This is a genomic window from Mucilaginibacter sp. P5_A6, assembly GCF_056400585.1.
This window is the reverse complement of record NZ_JBFUKZ010000003.1, coordinates 1-17,357: the sequence shown is the minus strand read 5'-3', so window position 1 is coordinate 17,357 and position 17,357 is coordinate 1. Positions and strand designations below refer to the sequence as shown.

14 protein-coding genes and 1 pseudogene are annotated in these 17,357 nt (G+C 40.5%); 14 read left to right on the top strand and 1 reads right to left on the bottom strand.

Going from position 1 to position 17,357, the window contains the following annotated elements; all coding sequences use genetic code 11:
* Nucleotides 1-22: 22 nt before the first annotated feature.
* The 6 genes and pseudogenes from AC1DO4_RS04190 to AC1DO4_RS04165 all read left to right on the top strand — a co-directional run bounded on the left by AC1DO4_RS04190 (nucleotide 23) and on the right by AC1DO4_RS04165 (nucleotide 6,491).
* Nucleotides 23-1,528 carry an oligosaccharide flippase family protein gene (locus AC1DO4_RS04190; RefSeq protein WP_477413280.1) on the top strand — a complete coding sequence of 502 codons (1,506 nt, stop codon included), beginning with the start codon at nucleotides 23-25 and terminating at the stop codon, nucleotides 1,526-1,528.
* A gap of 36 nt (nucleotides 1,529-1,564) precedes the next feature.
* Nucleotides 1,565-2,923, top strand: a complete 1,359-nt coding sequence (locus AC1DO4_RS04185) for a hypothetical protein (RefSeq protein ID WP_477413278.1) — start codon at nucleotides 1,565-1,567, stop codon at nucleotides 2,921-2,923.
* A 12-nt stretch (nucleotides 2,924-2,935) separates the two neighbouring features.
* Entirely contained in the window at nucleotides 2,936-4,159 is a 1,224-nt protein-coding gene (locus AC1DO4_RS04180; RefSeq protein WP_477413276.1) for a glycosyltransferase family 4 protein, read from the top strand.
* A gap of 22 nt (nucleotides 4,160-4,181) precedes the next feature.
* Entirely contained in the window at nucleotides 4,182-4,817 is a 636-nt protein-coding gene (locus AC1DO4_RS04175) for an acyltransferase (protein ID WP_477413274.1), read from the top strand.
* Nucleotides 4,818-5,247: 430 nt separating this feature from the next.
* A pseudogene (locus tag AC1DO4_RS04170) lies at nucleotides 5,248-5,406 on the top strand (LbetaH domain-containing protein); the annotation flags it as partial.
* A gap of 32 nt (nucleotides 5,407-5,438) precedes the next feature.
* The gene (locus AC1DO4_RS04165) at nucleotides 5,439-6,491 is read left to right on the top strand and encodes an NAD-dependent epimerase (RefSeq protein WP_477413272.1); all 1,053 of its coding nucleotides are present in this window, start codon (nucleotides 5,439-5,441) and stop codon (nucleotides 6,489-6,491) included.
* An 8-nt stretch (nucleotides 6,492-6,499) separates the two neighbouring features.
* Here AC1DO4_RS04165 and AC1DO4_RS04160 read toward each other — a convergent pair whose 3' ends face one another.
* Nucleotides 6,500-8,284 carry a hypothetical protein gene (locus AC1DO4_RS04160; protein ID WP_477413270.1) on the bottom strand — a complete coding sequence of 595 codons (1,785 nt, stop codon included), beginning with the start codon at nucleotides 8,282-8,284 and terminating at the stop codon, nucleotides 6,500-6,502.
* A gap of 240 nt (nucleotides 8,285-8,524) precedes the next feature.
* Between AC1DO4_RS04160 and AC1DO4_RS04155 the strand changes: the two genes are divergently transcribed.
* The 8 genes from AC1DO4_RS04155 to AC1DO4_RS04120 all read left to right on the top strand — a co-directional run.
* Nucleotides 8,525-9,697 (top strand): glycosyltransferase, encoded by a 1,173-nt coding sequence (locus tag AC1DO4_RS04155; protein ID WP_477413268.1) that lies wholly within the window; start codon nucleotides 8,525-8,527, stop codon nucleotides 9,695-9,697.
* Nucleotides 9,698-9,866: 169 nt separating this feature from the next.
* Complete coding sequence (locus AC1DO4_RS04150; protein WP_477413266.1) at nucleotides 9,867-10,418, top strand: WcaF family extracellular polysaccharide biosynthesis acetyltransferase; 552 nt, start codon at nucleotides 9,867-9,869, stop codon at nucleotides 10,416-10,418.
* Between the two features lie 75 nt (nucleotides 10,419-10,493).
* Nucleotides 10,494-11,321: a glycosyltransferase family 2 protein gene (locus AC1DO4_RS04145; protein WP_477413264.1), complete on the top strand. Its 828-nt coding sequence runs from the start codon at nucleotides 10,494-10,496 to the stop codon at nucleotides 11,319-11,321.
* A 141-nt stretch (nucleotides 11,322-11,462) separates the two neighbouring features.
* A complete protein-coding gene (locus tag AC1DO4_RS04140) occupies nucleotides 11,463-12,713 on the top strand; it encodes a WcaI family glycosyltransferase (RefSeq protein ID WP_477413262.1) in 1,251 nt (416 codons plus the stop codon).
* Between the two features lie 127 nt (nucleotides 12,714-12,840).
* Complete coding sequence (gene gmd, locus AC1DO4_RS04135) at nucleotides 12,841-13,956, top strand: GDP-mannose 4,6-dehydratase (RefSeq protein ID WP_477413260.1); 1,116 nt, start codon at nucleotides 12,841-12,843, stop codon at nucleotides 13,954-13,956.
* A 2-nt stretch (nucleotides 13,957-13,958) separates the two neighbouring features.
* Nucleotides 13,959-14,897 carry a GDP-L-fucose synthase gene (gene fcl / locus AC1DO4_RS04130; RefSeq protein WP_477413258.1) on the top strand — a complete coding sequence of 313 codons (939 nt, stop codon included), beginning with the start codon at nucleotides 13,959-13,961 and terminating at the stop codon, nucleotides 14,895-14,897.
* A 51-nt stretch (nucleotides 14,898-14,948) separates the two neighbouring features.
* Complete coding sequence (locus AC1DO4_RS04125) at nucleotides 14,949-16,349, top strand: UDP-glucose 6-dehydrogenase (protein ID WP_477413256.1); 1,401 nt, start codon at nucleotides 14,949-14,951, stop codon at nucleotides 16,347-16,349.
* A gap of 40 nt (nucleotides 16,350-16,389) precedes the next feature.
* Nucleotides 16,390-17,357, top strand: a 968-nt coding sequence (locus AC1DO4_RS04120; protein WP_477413254.1) for a UDP-glucuronic acid decarboxylase family protein, incomplete at its 3' end; no start/stop codon positions are given.

Genomic DNA, 17,357 nt, shown 5'->3' with positions numbered 1-17,357 from the left:
AAATAATTCTGAATAATAAAACATGGTAGAAAAAGGCAAGGGTGGCATAGGGGCTTCAGTACTAAACGGCATGAGTTGGATGATGGTGCAAACCGTCGCAGCAAAAGTTGTATCGGTAGTTGGGCAGATTGTTTTGGCCTGGCTGCTGATGCCTAAGGATTTTGGTTTAATCAGCCTGGTATACACGGTTACAAGCATCGGCCTTATCATCCAGCAGTTTGGTTTAAATGACGTACTACTGCGGCGTCAGAATGCATTTGCAATCTGGTTGCCGGTGGCTTACGGTATATCCCTTGTATTGGGTGTCATATCGTTTGTAGCAATCTTTATATTTGGTTACCTGGGCAGCTTGCTTTATCATGATCACGATGTGTTTTTGCTGGTATCGTTTTATGCTTTTACTACACCGGTTCAGGCCATAACGGTAATACCGGCTACCAAACTACGTATCGACCTGAATTTTAAGGCGCTCTCCGCTTTGCAGATCATGGATACTGGTGTAACCATGCTGCTCACCATTATTTTAGCATATGTTGGCCTGGGTGTATATAGTTTCGTAATTCCACCAATTTTTGTAGCCATTGTACGCATGTTCATGAGTTTTAGGATGGCTCACATGACCATTAGGTTCAAGTATACGTTAAGACGGTGGAAATACCTGGCAACCGGCAGCACCATGTCTTTATTTCATACAGTATCGCAACGCATCATCAACCAGATAGATAATAGTATACTGGGCGTACTTGCAACCCAAATTATTGTTGGTGTATATTATATGGCGTTCAGTCTTTCTATACAGGTTATCGGTTTTATTGCTAATTTAATTCCGGCAGTACTTTTCCCAAGCCTTGCAGTGCTGAAAGGCGATAAGGAGCGTATAAAAGTATTGTATTACCGTAGTTTAAAAATGATGGGCCTTGTTGCTGCCCCCTTTGCTGTTTGGCAGGGTGCTACGGCTAAATGGGTAGTTGCAATTTTCCTTTCAGCTAAATGGGTAGATACCATCCCTTTAATTGAAATACTCTCCGTTGGGATGACGTTCAGGGCGGTTGCTTCACTATGGTCAACTCCTTATAAGGTTGATGGTAAATTCGGCAGGCTGGCAAGAATGTCTATTTTTTCGATGATAGGCATGGGGCTGTTTGTTTATGTACTTACTGCCAGATGGGGTTCTATCGGTACTGCAACCTCGGTCTCCATATTTTACGTAGTGATAAGCCCGATATGGCTGCACGATGGCTTTAAGTTATTTGGCGGTACGATCAAAGAATCAATGAGTATTTTTACATCGCCAATAATTTCGGCTGTAGTTGGTTATGTTCCGCTTTGGTATGTATTCCGCTATGTAGTGCCCAATACCAACAATTGGATATGTTTTGGCGCAATTACCGTTTTTGGAACTATTATTTATGTTATAGTTATCAGATGGTTGATGCCGGATACATTTAAGGAAGTGAAGGGCATTATACTTAGTAAAGTTAAAAAACGGCAGCAACTGCCCCGGAAGCAGTTAGTTAATGCAGGATAAAATGGCTAAAGCAGCCGTAGGAAAAATAAAGATAAGATGGCAGATTTTTTGTTTTGGACACTCGTAGCGACGTCATTATTTTTCATCTTCAGATGTTATAATGATGTGGAACGTATTTACCAGTATCCGGCGCTTTCGGCGCTGTCGACACTTGTGTTTGTTGTGCCTACGCTATTCTTTATCAAGGACGAAAAAACCATTTTGCCTATCGAGGATTATAATCGTTTCGTATTCAACGCACTGCTGTGTTTTTGGGCGGGTGTAATAGGTTATAGTGTTGGGCTTAAGCACTTTGATTATTCGAATTACCAAGTTAAGCACCCGTTTAAATACGAGATTCATTACGCCAAATTAGTTAGGATTTTAACTGTTTATGCGGTACTCGGCGGTTTGGCTTCGGCGCTTATCCCGGCATCTACATTCGGTAATGAGTCAACAGGTGGTAACTTTGCTATTACACTATATTTTGCCCGTTTGTTAAGGCCTACGGCAATTCTTGTATTCGCCTTATATCTTGTTAAACCAACACCGAGATTACTCATACTTTTTATCATTTGGTTTATCTTCTCGGCCGAATTCCTGGTGATATCAGGTCGGCGAAGTGAGTTTTTTACCATGTGCATGGTGTTTATGTTCCCGTTATTTATGATAGGCGGCCGCAAGGTGAACAAAAACCTCATCCTCCCCGGTGTAATCCTGGGCTTATTTGTAGTGGTGCTGTTCCCAATTATCCGACCCTATACCAAATCGGGTAATTATGGGCAGATCGCCAATCTTTCGCTTGCGCCGGTTTTGCAAGAATATGCCAGCGGCGACCGTTCGAACGAAATTATCGACGCCTCGCTGAACATGGCAGCGGTGGCCCGAACCGGGGATTACGGTTACTTGGGGGCCACACTTGTAAATGGTTTTACTAATCAATACGCCAGTGCCACGCTGTTTGGTAAAGACTTTAAGGATAACCTGAAATTAGATAAAGTGAATTTAGGCGAGTTGCGCGATGAATATGCGTTCTCTAACGACTCCAAAGGTTTTAAATTTTATCTAACCCAAACCGGCTATGCAAATGCTTTCCTTGAGTTAGGGTATTTTGGCGGCTTACTATTTTTTATATTCGCGTTTTTTTGCGCTAAGTTTTATAAGCGGGCTATGCAAGCTGGTAACTTTAAGTATAAGGTGTTTTACTGCATGTTTGCAGTAACTATTTTGTTCTCGGTTTATGATAATATACCGGCCATCCTGTTCCTTTATTTACCACCTTATCTGCTGGTATACTATCATGTGTTCTCGGTAAATAAACAGCGCAAACGTGTCATCTTTAACAGATCTGCTAATGCCGTTGCGGAACTCCCTTCCCCGGGCAATCCCGATGTATCTAATAATTTAATCAGATAGAGAAAACTGATCATGAAAAAATTTATTATAGGCCAAACTGGTATACCAAGACACTCCGCAGTAGCAAAACTATTGTACAAGGAAAATCTATTGGATAAATTTATTGTCGATACCTATTTTTCAACCCAAAGCATTTGGGCAAAGCTACCGGTTGTGGGGCCTAAACTGGTAAATAGTCTTAAAAAGTACGATCCCGGATTCCCAAGCAGTTATGTTGATTATGATTGGTATGGCTCTATCCGGTTTAGGAAATTGCTGAAGGATGCCAAAACTATCGAAGCCTTTAAGTTTTTAAATAAGCGTTTGGGGGGGCGCCTTATCGAGTACGCCAAAGATAAAACGCCGGGAAAGTACTTTGGTTTTGATACCGTGAGCCTTGGATTTTTGGAATGGTCGCACACGCGGGGCTGGAAGGGTTACCTGGAGCAATGTGTGGCGCCGCGCGCCAGCCAAATGGAAATGCTGCAGTTATTTCGCGATAAATACAGCTACGAGATAGGCGATAAGCTGGACTATGTAAAATTCCAGCAGGATGTGGAGCGTAAAGAGTGGGAATACAGTACCAAGATAATCGTGCCGTCCAATTACGTTAAGAATGAGCTGCGTAAAGATGCTACCATTGATATAAACAAGGTTCACGTAGTAAATTACGGCTACACCCCAACCAATAATAAGGAGCAGATACGCCTGGAGATTGAAAGGAAATTTGAGAGCAAAGAGCCACGTACCTTCAGGATATTATTTGCTGGCAACGCCGGATACCGCAAAGGCCTGCTGGACATTCTGGCCATCGCCGAGGCGCTGAAAGACGAAAATGTGGTATTTTCTATAGCCGGTGCGCTCGAGGCCGAAGTAAAGAAACTGATAGAAGATTATCCGCATAAAAATTTGGTGTATTTGGGCAAACTACCGAAAGAGAAATTGGAAGAGCAATACAGAACATCGGACATCTTCTTTTTTCCTTCGTACCTCGAAGGATCGGCGCTGGTGTTGATCGAGGCCATGAGCTGGGGATTGCCTATCGTTACCACTAATCAAAGTGGCAGTGTAATAGAGGATGGCGTACACGGCTTTATTTGCGAGGCAGGCGATGAAAAAAATCTGCAAGCTAAGGTTGTTGAACTGATGACCGATGCTGATCTGCGCCATAAGATGAGTATAAATGCGCTGGATGCATCATCTGACTACTCGGTTGAAGCTTATGGCCTAAACTTGCTTAAGGTACTGAACGATTAACTAACTATCACAAAACCGACATATGCACCAAAGAAGATATGCACCTCCGCCCGCAACCGGATCGGCGAAACAAAAGCTGAAGGCTTATGGCGGTTTACTGCCTTTTGCCCTGTTATGGTATGCAGGCAGGTTTATCAGGCAAAAAAGTATTATTTTTTGGATGCGGGTTTTTGGTAAGTACGGTTTCAGGTATATTGGCAAGGGTACCGTTATTGATGGTATGCCCGAATTTATCTGGCCAGGCGCCGATATTCGGCTGATGAACAATGTGCGTATCGGAAAGCGCTGCGTTTTCCAGGGTTCATCGGACTCAAAAATATTATTGGGTGATAAAGTAACAGTTAACGATGGCTGCTATCTTACGTCGCTTTTTTCGATAACTATCGGCGAAGGAACATCTATAGGCGAATACACCAGTATACGCGATTATAATCATAAGTTTGACGACATCCATACCCCTATCAAAAAGCAAGACTATTTTGGAGCGCCCATCGAGATTGGTAACGATTGCTGGATAGGGCGCGGCTGTATTATCCTGCCAGGCGTTATCATTGGCGATGGTGCTGTCATTGGGGCCAATTCAGTGGTGAGCAAGGATGTACCGGCTTATGGCGTGGCGGCAGGCGTACCTGCCAAAGTAATTAAAATGAGACAATAATATGGCTGCTATTGAAACTCCAGACGGCTTTTTTTTAGACAAATCTTCGGACGTACGCGCGCGCCAGAAAATTTCGAAAATGAAGTCGGTTTACATTTTGTTATATTATAGCGTTGCAAAGCATCTGCCTTCGCCTCCACTATTATTTGGCGGTGTAGGTAATAAGATACGGGTAGCGTTGGCTCGTAAAATATTCAAAAAAACACCTGCCAAGTTTAAGGTAAACCGAGGGGTTGATTTTGGCAGCGGCGTTAATATCGAGATCGGAATGAATACGTCGTTGAGCCGTGGCACCTGGATTGCCAACGATACCGTTATTGGCGATGATGTAATGATGGGCCCCGAAGTGGTGATCCTTTCGGGTAGTCATAACTTTAACGACCCGAGCATACCAATCACCAAGCAGGGCTCGTCTGAACGCCGGCCGGTGACAATCGGTAACGATATCTGGATAGGAACGCGCGTAATTATTTTGCCGGGCGTTAAGGTACACGATCATGCTATTATAGCAGCCGGCAGCGTAGTGACAAAGGATGTGCCGGAATGGGCAATTGTTGGCGGTAATCCGGCTAAATTGATACGGTATAGAAATCAGTAATAACTACTACACAGGGTAACACTATGAAAATATTAATTACAGGTACAGCTGGTTTTGTTGGCTATCATTTGGCCGAACGGTTGATAAAAGAAGGCCACGATGTGCTGGGTATTGATAATATAAACGATTATTACAGCGTCGAGCTAAAGAAGGCCCGCCTGGCCCAAACCGGTATCAACACTACCGAACTACTATATGGTATGCTGCTGCAAAGTAAAATACACAAAAGCTACCAGTTTATCCAACTTAATTTGGAAGACAAGGTAGGCATAACTAAATGTTTCGAAGATTTTCGACCAGAGATCGTGATCAACCTGGCCGCGCAGGCAGGGGTGCGGTACAGTATTCAAAATCCCGATGCCTATGTAAGCAGCAACGTAAACGGTTTCCTGAACATACTGGAGGGTAGCCGTCATTATAAAGTAAAGCACTTGGTTTATGCCAGCAGCTCGAGCGTGTACGGACTTAACTCCGATGAGGTGTTTAAAACCTCGAATGGTGTCGATCACCCTATATCTTTGTATGCTGCTACCAAACGTAGCAACGAGTTGATGGCACATACATATAGCCACTTATTCAATATACCAACTACGGGCCTTAGGTTCTTTACCGTTTACGGTCCGTGGGGGCGCCCGGATATGGCTTTGTTCCTGTTTACCGAGGCTATAATTAACGGTAAGCCGATAGATGTATTTAACAACGGCAATATGTCGCGCGACTTCACCTATATAGATGACATTGTCGACGGGGTAACACGTGTTGCACTTAATCCGCCGGTAGCAAATCCAAACTGGGACGCCAGTCAGGCCAGCCCGGCATCATCATCGGCTCCGTATAAGATCTATAACATCGGCAACAATCAGCCTGTACAGTTAATGAACTTTATTACCGAACTGGAGACTGCCATAGGCAAGCCGGCTATCAAGAACATGAAACCGCTTCAGCCGGGAGATGTTGTATCAACCTTTGCCGATGTGAGCGACATTATGGCCGATCATGGTTATAAACCATCGATATCAGTTAAAGAAGGAATTACAGCCTTCGTTAACTGGTACCGCAACTATTTTAAAGTTTAATTACCTACTTATTGCTTTAGCGACTCGCTGGAAAAATTAATGAGCGTGGTCTTTTTAGGCTGCGCCTGGAAAAGTTTTAGTTGATTGGCATAAGGTCCTTTTCTGATCTGTTTTCCTACAATATCAATTTTGTGGGCATACTCAAAAATAAATACGTCACCCTGCTGAGGTGGGGATGAGAAATTGCCATTTACACCGATATTGTCGGCATCGTACCTGAAAATCCCGGTAACTTTCACCTTTTTACCATCGGCGGTGCTGCCGCTGGCTCCCGGTATTACCTGCCTTGAAGCTTTTGATTTTACAAAATCCTGGTAGGGAATGGTTACTGTATGTGTGCTGATCACTTTCCCGACATTCATTTTAACAGCATTGGTTGTTGAAAATAAGGATGTTCGCACCGGGCTGGAGGATATCCAGGTGTTGGTTCCTATGCGCATATATTCCACATTGTGGTTAAAAGCCAAACTTGCCATAGATCCGGTATTGCTGCCCTGACAGTCAAACGTGTTGCCTTCCAGGTAAAGCGCTTTAGGACTGGTATCAAAATTCCCCAGAAAGTTGTTGTTGTTGAGGATAAGCGTGTTGATGCCACCGGCGTGCGAAAAATCCTTAATGGTAGAGTTTTTGATAACAAGGGTATCAAGCACCTTATCCGCCTCACACTGAAAATTCAGGTGAATGCCGTTGGCATGCAGGCTGCTGCCATTACCAAAATAAGCCGATGAAGCCGTCACATTATTAAGTGTTGCATTGATGAAACCGTACAAGCTGAGCCTGCCGTTGCGTATATCGTTGGCGAGTTTACCGTTCCAGCCGTTAAATGGCAGAAAGGTGATATCATTCATGGTAATGTTCTCCACGATATTGAAATTACTTCTGTTCAGATCAAGTATACGCGGTGCGCCAACACCATCGCTCCTGCTGCCATCCGGCCAGCTGGCGTCATAATAATTTTTGAGTGGTGCACTTAAGGATATGGTTCTGTTGGCATCATTAACCTTGGTCACCTTCAGGTATTCAAAATACTGAGGGTTAGGTGGGAAACCAAAAAAATCTTCGATATGTAAACCATATACCAGTACCCAGTCGCCTGTTCTGAATCCGTCGGTGTCTCCGGTATTTATGGTTTGCACACTTTCCGATCCCTTATTGGCCGATTTAATTTTACTGCCAAAGCTAAGATCATTGATATAACTATGAACGTAAAAATTGTTGTCAACATTATCGAAGCAGGTGGGCGTATAGAGCCCGATATTGGGCCACGCAAAATCGCCTGGTGTTTTAGCACCGTGTGTGCAGATAACGCCGGCTTTATTGCCGTTTACGGTTATATTGGTTATGCCAGCTATCCAATTATTAAAAGATGTTAAATAAATTCCGGGCTGCATGTTTAAAACAACTTTTTGTTTTCTCAATAGACGAGCAGCTTTGTTAAACTGTACAAACGAATTAGTACAATCTGTACCATAAGTTACTCCGGTAATTGATATCRATGTACTTGCTGGAACGTCTAACTCAACTGCGTGGGCAGATTTTACGGATATTATGTTTGCAATAAGGGTACCATTATTTTTACCAGCACCTGCTATGTACGCAATTTTACCAATATCATCATTTTTAAATGTTGCCGTATTACTTTTTAACAACACATTGCCTGCATCGATAACTCCATCTGCTAAAACAACTCCATCGGCTTTTCCTTTATATTGTTCAATAGTTAGTGTAGTTGTTTGGGCATTGGCAATAAATACTCTTGTAATAGCCGCTAATATAAAAATGATCTTTTTCATGAATACGAAGATATAAAAATGTCATAAGTTGAATCAAGAACGTTTTTTTTGTAAGGATAGTTTGAGCAAAAAAAAATGATGATTTTTTAACAATAAAACATATCTATTATTTACCTGAAAATACGTGTATTATAGAATTTTACAATGGAAATTACAATTAATTGTTAAAATTGTAATTTATTAATCAAAAGATTTTGTTATTTTTATAAAATCTTTTGATTGAACAACCTCTACTCAAATATGAAGATAGCACTTATAGCCGGTTCAAACTCACGTAATTCAGGTGGATTATACAATAGTGTGAGAAATCTTGGTCAGTCGATGATGAAGATTGATGGTTTAGATCCTGTAATTTTGGCATATAGCGATGAACACAGTGCGCAGGATATAAAGGCTTATTCGCCATTACCATTGGAAGACTATAAACTCATCGGATCAAATAGTTTCGCCTTAYCTTCAGACATAAACAAGAAACTTCAACAAATTAAGCCGGATATTATTCATCCTCAGTGTATTTGGATATATCCGTCCTTCGCAACGCTAAGATATCACAAACAAAATAATGTGCCTTACATCATCTCCACCAGGGGAATGCTTGATAAGTGGATATTAAATAATAACGCGTGGAAGAAAAAGTTGGTAGGCGGGCTTTACGAGAGAGAATACATTAAGAATGCTAACTGTTTAAATGCGCTCGCGCTATCTGAATACGAAGCAATGAGAGATTTTGGGTGTAAAAACCCGATAGCAATTATACCCAACGGAGTAAATCTGCCTTCAGAGGAATGGCCATCAGATGCTAAAATACCAACGTGGAGGTGTAATGATGACCGCAAAGTTATGTTGTTTCTAAGTAGGCTACATCCAAAAAAAGGGATAGAAAACATGATAAAGGCGTGGGCAGGATTGGGAGCATATAAAAAAGAATGGAAGCTGATAATAGCTGGAGAAAGTAAGGATGAAATTTACATGCAAACTTTAAACAGTGCCATAAAAAATTCAAATTTAAACAATGATGTATTTCTGGTAGGCCCTCAGTTTAATTTTGACAAGGATATTTGCTTTAGATGTTCAGATGCATTTATTTTGCCTTCATTTAGTGAGGGACTTCCAATGGCTGTTTTGGAAGCATGGTCATATGGCTTACCGGTTATTATGACAGATGCATGCAATATCCCTGAAGGGTTTGAATCCAATGCCGCATTACAAATTAGCCCCGACCCGGATAGTATTTTATCAGAATTAAATAGATTATTTACTATGCCTGATTCAGAAAGGATAGATATGGGAAAACGGGGTAAACAATTAGTGAAGGACAAATTTACTTGGGAATCTATTGCCCGGCAAACTTACAGCGTTTATCAGTGGATATTAAACGGAGGAAAAATGCCATCTGTTATTAAAACATTTTAGATTGATTAACAGAGTACGCCAAAGTATATTGTTACCTTTTAAGAATATGTGCTTCTGCTTTTTAATAGTTATACAATGAAACACGTTCTGATCTTTTTTATATAAAATTATTTTTTAACTAGTTTTGTCATAACTGAAACTATTAAAATACAGTTATTTATATCGTTTTATGGTCAATTCTAATACGCACACGGGAGCGTCATTTTCCTTAGGCAATCGTTTGGCAAGATCGCTTTGGTGGATGGTCTCTGTTTTGTTATTCCGTCCATCTCCAAAGCCGTTTCATAAGTGGAGGGCGTTGCTCTTAAAATTATTTGGCGCCGAGATAGGCAATGGTGTTCACGTTTATCCCGGTGTAAAAATATGGGCTCCGTGGAATTTGCAATTGGGCGAAGAATGTGGTATTGCAAGTGGGGTAACTCTTTATTCACAGGGTAAAATAAGCATAGGTGCCCGTACTGTGATTTCGCAGGGGGCTTACATTTGTTCCGGTACGCACGACTATACTCTTTCCGGGTTTCCCCTTATAACCAAGCCTATTATTATAGGCGATAACGTGTGGATTGCCGCGGAAGCCTTCGTGCACCCGGGCGTTCATATTGGCGATGGCTGTGTAATTGGAGCAAGATCTGTTGTGACTAAGACTATGCCATCTTGGAGTGTTTGTGCCGGGCACCCTTGTCAACCTTTTAAAGCCCGAATAATTAGTGATCGACCTTAATGCAATTATTATCATAAGAATTAACAACATAATGCTCTTTTTAAACAAAAAATTGATTGATAAAAACATGATAATATGCTGGATTTAACAATTGCAATTCCCGTAAAAAATGAAGAAATAAATTTGGCAGGTTGTATTGAAGCTATTGGAACAGACCTGGCAAAAAAAATTGTTATTATAGATTCGGGCAGCCAGGATAGAACTAAGGAAATTGCGAGGAAGTTCGGTGTAGAAGTGATAGATTTTGTTTGGGATGGTAAATTTCCCAAAAAAAGGAATTGGTTTTTAAGAAATCACCGGCCAAACACCAAATGGGTATTGTTTTTAGACGCAGACGAATATCTTACTCCTGAATTTAAAGTTGATTTGCAAAGGGCGTTGACAACGGATAGTAAAATAGTAGGCTATTGGTTAAGCTATACCATCTATTTTTTAGGAAGGCAATTAAGAGGTGGATATCCGCTTAATAAGTTAGCATTATTTAAGGTGGGGTATGGCGAGTATGAGCAAATCGACGAAGAAAAATGGAGTAAGTTGGATATGGAAATTCACGAACATCCAATCCTTGAAGGCGACACAGGTGTTATAAAAAGCAAAATTGACCATCGTGACTATCGAGGTGTTACCCATTATGTTGCAAAACATAATGAATATTCCGATTGGGAGGCTGAACGATTTTTGAAAAACAATAGAGATTTAAGTCTGCTTACTTTTAAGCAAAAAATAAAATACCGGTTAATGCGCAGTATATTTATCGGGCCCGTTTATTTTTTAGGAAGTTTTGTGTTTTTGGGTGGATTCAGAGACGGTGCCCGCGGATTTGTTTTTGCAATTCTTAAAATGTCTTACTTTACGCAAATTTATTGTAAAATAAAGGAAAAGGAAACCCGGACGCGCTTTTGATTTTTTAACTAATATTATGATGCTAACTTTTTCATTTTAATTGTTTATTCTTTTGACTAACCATTGCCATCGTCTTGTACCAATGAATTATGTGTTGAGATACTTTAATAGAATATAAGAAGGTTAGTTATATACATTCCCATGACCAACAAAAAAATTATTTTAATCAGCCACAATTTTTCTCCAGAACCAACCGGAATAGGGAAATACAATGGTGAGATGATGGATTGGCTAGCCAGAAATGGCTACGAATGTACCGTCATTACCACCTATCCATATTATCCTTACTGGAAGGTGCAAGCGCCCTATAAAAACCGTTGGTACACAAAAGAGGTGATTACCACCCAGAGCAAAACCAATTTAACAGTTTACCGATGCCCTTCGTATGTTCCGGCAAATCCAACCGGATCAAAAAGAATTATACAGGATTTTTCTTTTTGGTCGTCTATGTTTTGGAGGGTGCTTGGTTTTAAATTATCCAAAAAGAGGTATGATTTGATAATTACTGTAGCTCCTCCCTTTCACCTGGCCTATCTCGGTTTAATGTTAAAAAAAAGTGTCGGTGGCAAATTACTTTATCATATTCAGGACCTTCAGATTGAAGCAGCTCAGGAACTAAACATGATCTCGAGTAAGAGGGTATTTGATAAGATCTATAAAATAGAAAAAGACATACTTGAAAAAGCCGACTATGTAAGTAGTATATCGGAAGGAATGATCAATAAGGTGCAGCAAAAGGTTGAAAAGAAGGTGCTTTTTTTTCCTAATTGGGTTGATACGTCTTATTTTTTCCCTGTTGCGTCACGCCATTTATTGAAAAGTAAATGGGGCTACAATAAAACTGATTTCGTATGCTTGTATTCAGGGGCCATTGGCGAAAAGCAAGGACTTGAAAGTATTATTAACGTAGCTCAGCTTCTTATCGAAAATCCCAATATCAAATTTATAATTTGTGGTTCGGGACCCTACAAGGATAAGCTTATCGAAATTGCCAATAAAAAGAACTTAACCAATTTAACGTTTTTACCCGTGCAGGATAAAGAGGTATTTAATGAGTTTCTAAACATGGCCGACCTACACCTGATTCTGCAAAAGGCGAATGCAAGTGATTTGGTTATGCCATCAAAATTAACCACCATATTAGCTGTAGGCGGGGTAAGTATGGTTACCTCACCACCGGATACATCGTTGTATAACCTGATAAATAAGTACAATGTTGGTTATGTGATCGAGCCAGAAAATGACGATCTTCTTGCTCAAGGTATAATCAAGGCGCAAAGTGGCTCTGATATCTTAGAGAAGGCCGACAATGCCCGCAGTTATGCAGTAAAATATCTCAACATAGATAACATTATGCGGGATTTTATAAATAGTGTGTTTAACGCAAACTAATTATTTTTAATATTTATTGCCAATTATGATAATTTTTGTATTATATTGCGGTTCTTTTACTGATAATTGCAAAATTTGATTGGAAAATATATCAAATCATTAATTTAAAGAAAAGTACTATAAACTTATGAAAAAAATTGCCTTAATTACAGGGATCACAGGCCAGGACGGGGCTTATTTAACAGAACTGCTATTGAGTAAAGGTTACGAAGTGCACGGTATTAAACGCCGTAGTTCATTATTTAATACCGATAGAATTGATCATCTGTATCAAGACCCCCATGATACAGAAATTAAACTAAAACTTCATTATGGTGATTTAAGTGATTCAACCAATTTGATACGGATTATTCAGCAAGTGCAACCCGATGAAATATACAATCTGGGAGCAATGTCGCATGTAAAGGTAAGTTTCGATACTCCTGAATATACTGCTAATGCTGATGGAATTGGTACGTTGCGATTGCTGGAAGCTATTCGCATATTAGGTTTAGAGAAAAAGACTAAAATATACCAGGCTTCGACATCAGAGCTTTATGGGTTAGTACAGGCTGTGCCACAATCAGAAACAACACCTTTTTATCCTCGTTCTCCATATGCGGTTGCAAAGATGTATGCCTATTGGATTACGGTAAATTATCGTGAAGCCTATGGTATTTATGCCTGTAATGGTATTTTGTTTAATCACGAAAGTCCTTTACGTGGTGAAACTTTTGTAACCCGTAAAATAACCCGGGCAACTGCTAAAATAGCTATGGGTTTACAGGATAAATTATTTTTGGGTAATCTTGATGCGCAGCGCGATTGGGGCCATGCTAAGGATTATGTTGAGGCTATGTATCTCATACTACAACAGGAAACCCCGGAAGATTACGTGATTGCCACCGGTGTAACTACCCGTGTGCGCGAATTTGTAAGGATGTCATTTGCTGAAGTTGGAATTGAAGTGGAGTTTAAAGGTGACGGCGTTGATGAAACAGGGGTTGTAGTTAGCTGTAGTAATCCAGATTTTCAAATCGCAATTGGAAAAGAGGTGGTGGCTGTTGACAAAGCATATTTCCGACCAACAGAAGTTGACTTGTTGATTGGCGATCCAACAAAGTCAAAAACTAAGTTGGGATGGGTGCCGAAATATGATTTGCAAGGGTTAGTTAAAGAGATGGTTGCTGCAGACGTTGATCTGTTTAGAAGAGAAAAATTATTGAAGGATTCAGGCTATGTTATTAAAAACCAGTTTGAATAATAATGGAAAAAAATGCTAAAATATATATTGCGGGTCACCGGGGTATGGTTGGTTCGGCTATTTATAGAAAGCTCGAAAAAGAAGGTTTTACCAATTTTATCACACGTACGTCGGCAGAACTTGATTTGCGGGTTCAACAACAGGTAAAAGATTTTTTTATACTTGAAAAACCCGATTATGTATTTCTTGCGGCAGCTAAAGTTGGTGGCATTGTAGCTAATAACACCTATCGCGCCGAGTTTTTGTACGACAATTTGCAAATTCAAAACAACATCATTCATAATTCTTATTTAAATGATGTCAAGAAATTAATGTTTCTGGGTTCAAGCTGTATTTATCCAAAAATGGCCCCGCAACCTTTAAAGGAAAACTATTTGTTAACGGGCTTACTCGAAGAAACAAATGAACCTTATGCTATCGCAAAAATAGCCGGTATTAAAATGTGCGACGCTTATCGGGCACAATACGGTTGTAATTATATCTCGGCTATGCCTACAAATTTGTATGGCTATAACGATAATTACCACCCCCAGAACTCTCATGTATTGCCGGCTTTAATTCGTAGGTTTCACGAAGCAAAAGAAAATAATGCTTCAGTTGTAACTATTTGGGGTACCGGCTCTCCTAAGCGGGAATTCTTATTTGCCGATGACCTTGCCGATGCATGCTATTATCTGATGCAAAATTATAATGAACCTGGTTTAGTAAATATTGGCACCGGCGAAGATATATCCATTAAAGAGTTGGCAAATACAGTTAAAAAAATTATTGGATATCAGGGCAAAATTGAGTTTGATACCTCAAAACCAGATGGTACGCCCCGGAAGTTAATGGATGTTTCCAAATTGAAAAACAAAGGCTGGAAATATAGCGTCGAACTTGAAGATGGTATTGCGCTGGCATATAATGATTTTTTAACAAAATATATTATTGTACAATAATGGTCGCTTTTCTAGTATTAAAATAAACCTGAAGTTATTAACATTAAATCTATGATCAAAATAACAAAAATTTGTTGTATAGGAGCTGGCTATGTTGGTGGCCCTACTATGGCTATGATCGCCAAAAAATGTCCGCATATTCAAGTTACAGTAGTTGATTTGAACGAGGCCCGTATTGCAGCATGGAACGATGAAGATGTAAGCAATATACCCGTTTATGAGCCTGGTTTAAGCGATGTAGTTGCCGAAGCCCGCGGTCGTAACTTGTTTTTCTCTACTGATGTAGATACTGCTATCGCCGATGCAGAAATGGTGTTTATATCAGTAAATACCCCCACAAAAACTTATGGTGCAGGCAAGGGGCAGGCTGCAGATTTAAAATGGATAGAACTTTGCGCCAGGCAAATTGCCCGTGTATCAAAGAACAATAAGATTATAGTAGAAAAATCGACATTGCCTGTAAGAACAGCAAGTGCCATAAAGGACATTCTTACACATACTGGTAATGGCTCACAGTTCCAGATACTGTCAAATCCCGAATTTTTGGCTGAAGGAACTGCTGTAGAGGATTTAGATGCGCCTGACCGTGTTTTGATTGGCGGTGATAGCACGCCAGAAGGCCAGGCGGCTGTTCAGGCTTTGGTAGATATTTATAATAACTGGATTCCGAGAGAACGTATTTTAACAACTAATACCTGGTCATCGGAGTTATCAAAATTAACAGCCAATGCCTTCCTTGCTCAACGTGTATCGTCAATTAACTCTTTAACAGAACTTTGCGAGAAAACCGAAGCTGATGTGAACGAAGTTGCCAGAGCGATAGGGACAGATAGCCGTATTGGGCCTAAGTTTTTAAAAGCGTCTGTTGGCTTTGGTGGATCATGTTTTCAGAAAGATATTTTAAATTTAGTCTATATAGCGAGAACCTACGGTTTACAGGAAGTGGCCGACTATTGGGAACAGGTTATCATTATGAATGATCATCAAAAAAGGAGGTTTGCTAACCAGATGATCAGGGAATTGTATAACACGGTAAATGGGAAAAAAATAGCCTTTTTAGGCTGGGCGTTTAAAAAGGATACTAATGATACCAGGGAGTCGGCAGCTATTTACGTGGCAGATCATTTGTTACATGAGCAGGCTCAGATTATGGTATATGACCCTAAGGTTTTAGAGGGCCAGATTTATTTTGATCTCGACTATCTTGGAACACGTACATCAGAAGAAAATAAAAAGGGCGTTAAGGTAGTGGAAGATCCTTATGGGGCTTGTAAAGGCGCCCACGCTATTGCTGTATTAACCGAATGGGATGAGTTTAAAGATTATGACTGGAAGAAAATATATGATAGTATGTTAAAACCAGCCAAAATATTTGACGGCAGAAACTTACTTGATGCCAATAAATTAAGAGAAATTGGTTTCTTGGTGCAATCTATAGGTACTAAAAGCTAAGCGTTACATATCTTAATAAACCAACAGAAGCAAATAATCAATGTCAGAACGTAAAAGAATATTAATCACAGGAGCCGCAGGCTTTTTGGGTTCGCATTTATGCGACAGGTTTATAAAGGAGGACTATCATGTAATAGGCATGGATAACCTGATAACCGGGGATCTGCGCAATATATCGCACCTGTTTAAACTGGAGAATTTTGAGTTTTATAACCATGATGTATCCACATTTGTGTTTGTTCCGGGCGAACTGCATTATATCCTTCACTTTGCTTCACCGGCAAGCCCTATTGATTATTTAAAGATACCCATCCAAACGTTAAAGGTAGGCTCATTAGGCACCCATAACCTGTTGGGTTTGGCCCGCTCAAAAGGAGCCAGGATGCTGATAGCTTCCACATCCGAAGTATATGGCGATCCGAATGTTAATCCTCAGCCCGAGGAATATTGGGGTAATGTAAACCCGGTTGGTCCAAGAGGGGTATATGATGAAGCCAAACGTTTCCAGGAAGCGATAACAATGGCTTATCATACCTTCCACGGGTTAGAGACACGCATCATCCGTATATTTAACACCTATGGTCCGCGAATGCGACTGAATGACGGGCGTGTATTACCGGCCTTTATCGGGCAGGCATTACGGGGCGAATCATTGACGATGTTTGGCGATGGTTCACAAACCCGCTCGTTTTGCTATGTAGATGATTTGGTTGAAGGAATTTACCGGCTGCTGCATAGTGATTATGCCCAGCCGATGAACATAGGTAACCCGGATGAAATAACCATCCGGCAGTTTGGGGAGGAGATCATCAAGTTAACAGGTACAGATCAGAAACTGATCAGCCTGCCATTACCAACCGATGACCCCAAACAGCGGCGCCCGGATATTACCAAGGCCAAGGCAATATTAGGCTGGGAGCCAAAAGTTTCGCGGAGCGAGGGTTTAAAGATCACCCTTGATTACTTTAAATCGTTACCCGAAACGGAGATAAATCACAAGGATTTTAC

Bases quoted from the DNA above. Each gene is read 5' to 3' on its own strand.
- AC1DO4_RS04190 (WP_477413280.1), top strand. From the start codon at position 23: ATGGTAGAAAAAGGCAAGGGTGGCATAGGGGCTTCAGTACTAAACGGC.
- AC1DO4_RS04185 (WP_477413278.1), top strand. From the start codon at position 1,565: ATGGCAGATTTTTTGTTTTGGACACTCGTAGCGACGTCATTATTTTTC.
- AC1DO4_RS04180 (WP_477413276.1), top strand. From the start codon at position 2,936: ATGAAAAAATTTATTATAGGCCAAACTGGTATACCAAGACACTCCGCA.
- AC1DO4_RS04175 (WP_477413274.1), top strand. From the start codon at position 4,182: ATGCACCAAAGAAGATATGCACCTCCGCCCGCAACCGGATCGGCGAAA.
- AC1DO4_RS04165 (WP_477413272.1), top strand. From the start codon at position 5,439: ATGAAAATATTAATTACAGGTACAGCTGGTTTTGTTGGCTATCATTTG.
- AC1DO4_RS04150 (WP_477413266.1), top strand. From the start codon at position 9,867: ATGGTCAATTCTAATACGCACACGGGAGCGTCATTTTCCTTAGGCAAT.
- AC1DO4_RS04145 (WP_477413264.1), top strand. From the start codon at position 10,494: ATGCTGGATTTAACAATTGCAATTCCCGTAAAAAATGAAGAAATAAAT.
- AC1DO4_RS04140 (WP_477413262.1), top strand. From the start codon at position 11,463: ATGACCAACAAAAAAATTATTTTAATCAGCCACAATTTTTCTCCAGAA.
- gmd (WP_477413260.1), top strand. From the start codon at position 12,841: ATGAAAAAAATTGCCTTAATTACAGGGATCACAGGCCAGGACGGGGCT.
- fcl (WP_477413258.1), top strand. From the start codon at position 13,959: ATGGAAAAAAATGCTAAAATATATATTGCGGGTCACCGGGGTATGGTT.
- AC1DO4_RS04125 (WP_477413256.1), top strand. From the start codon at position 14,949: ATGATCAAAATAACAAAAATTTGTTGTATAGGAGCTGGCTATGTTGGT.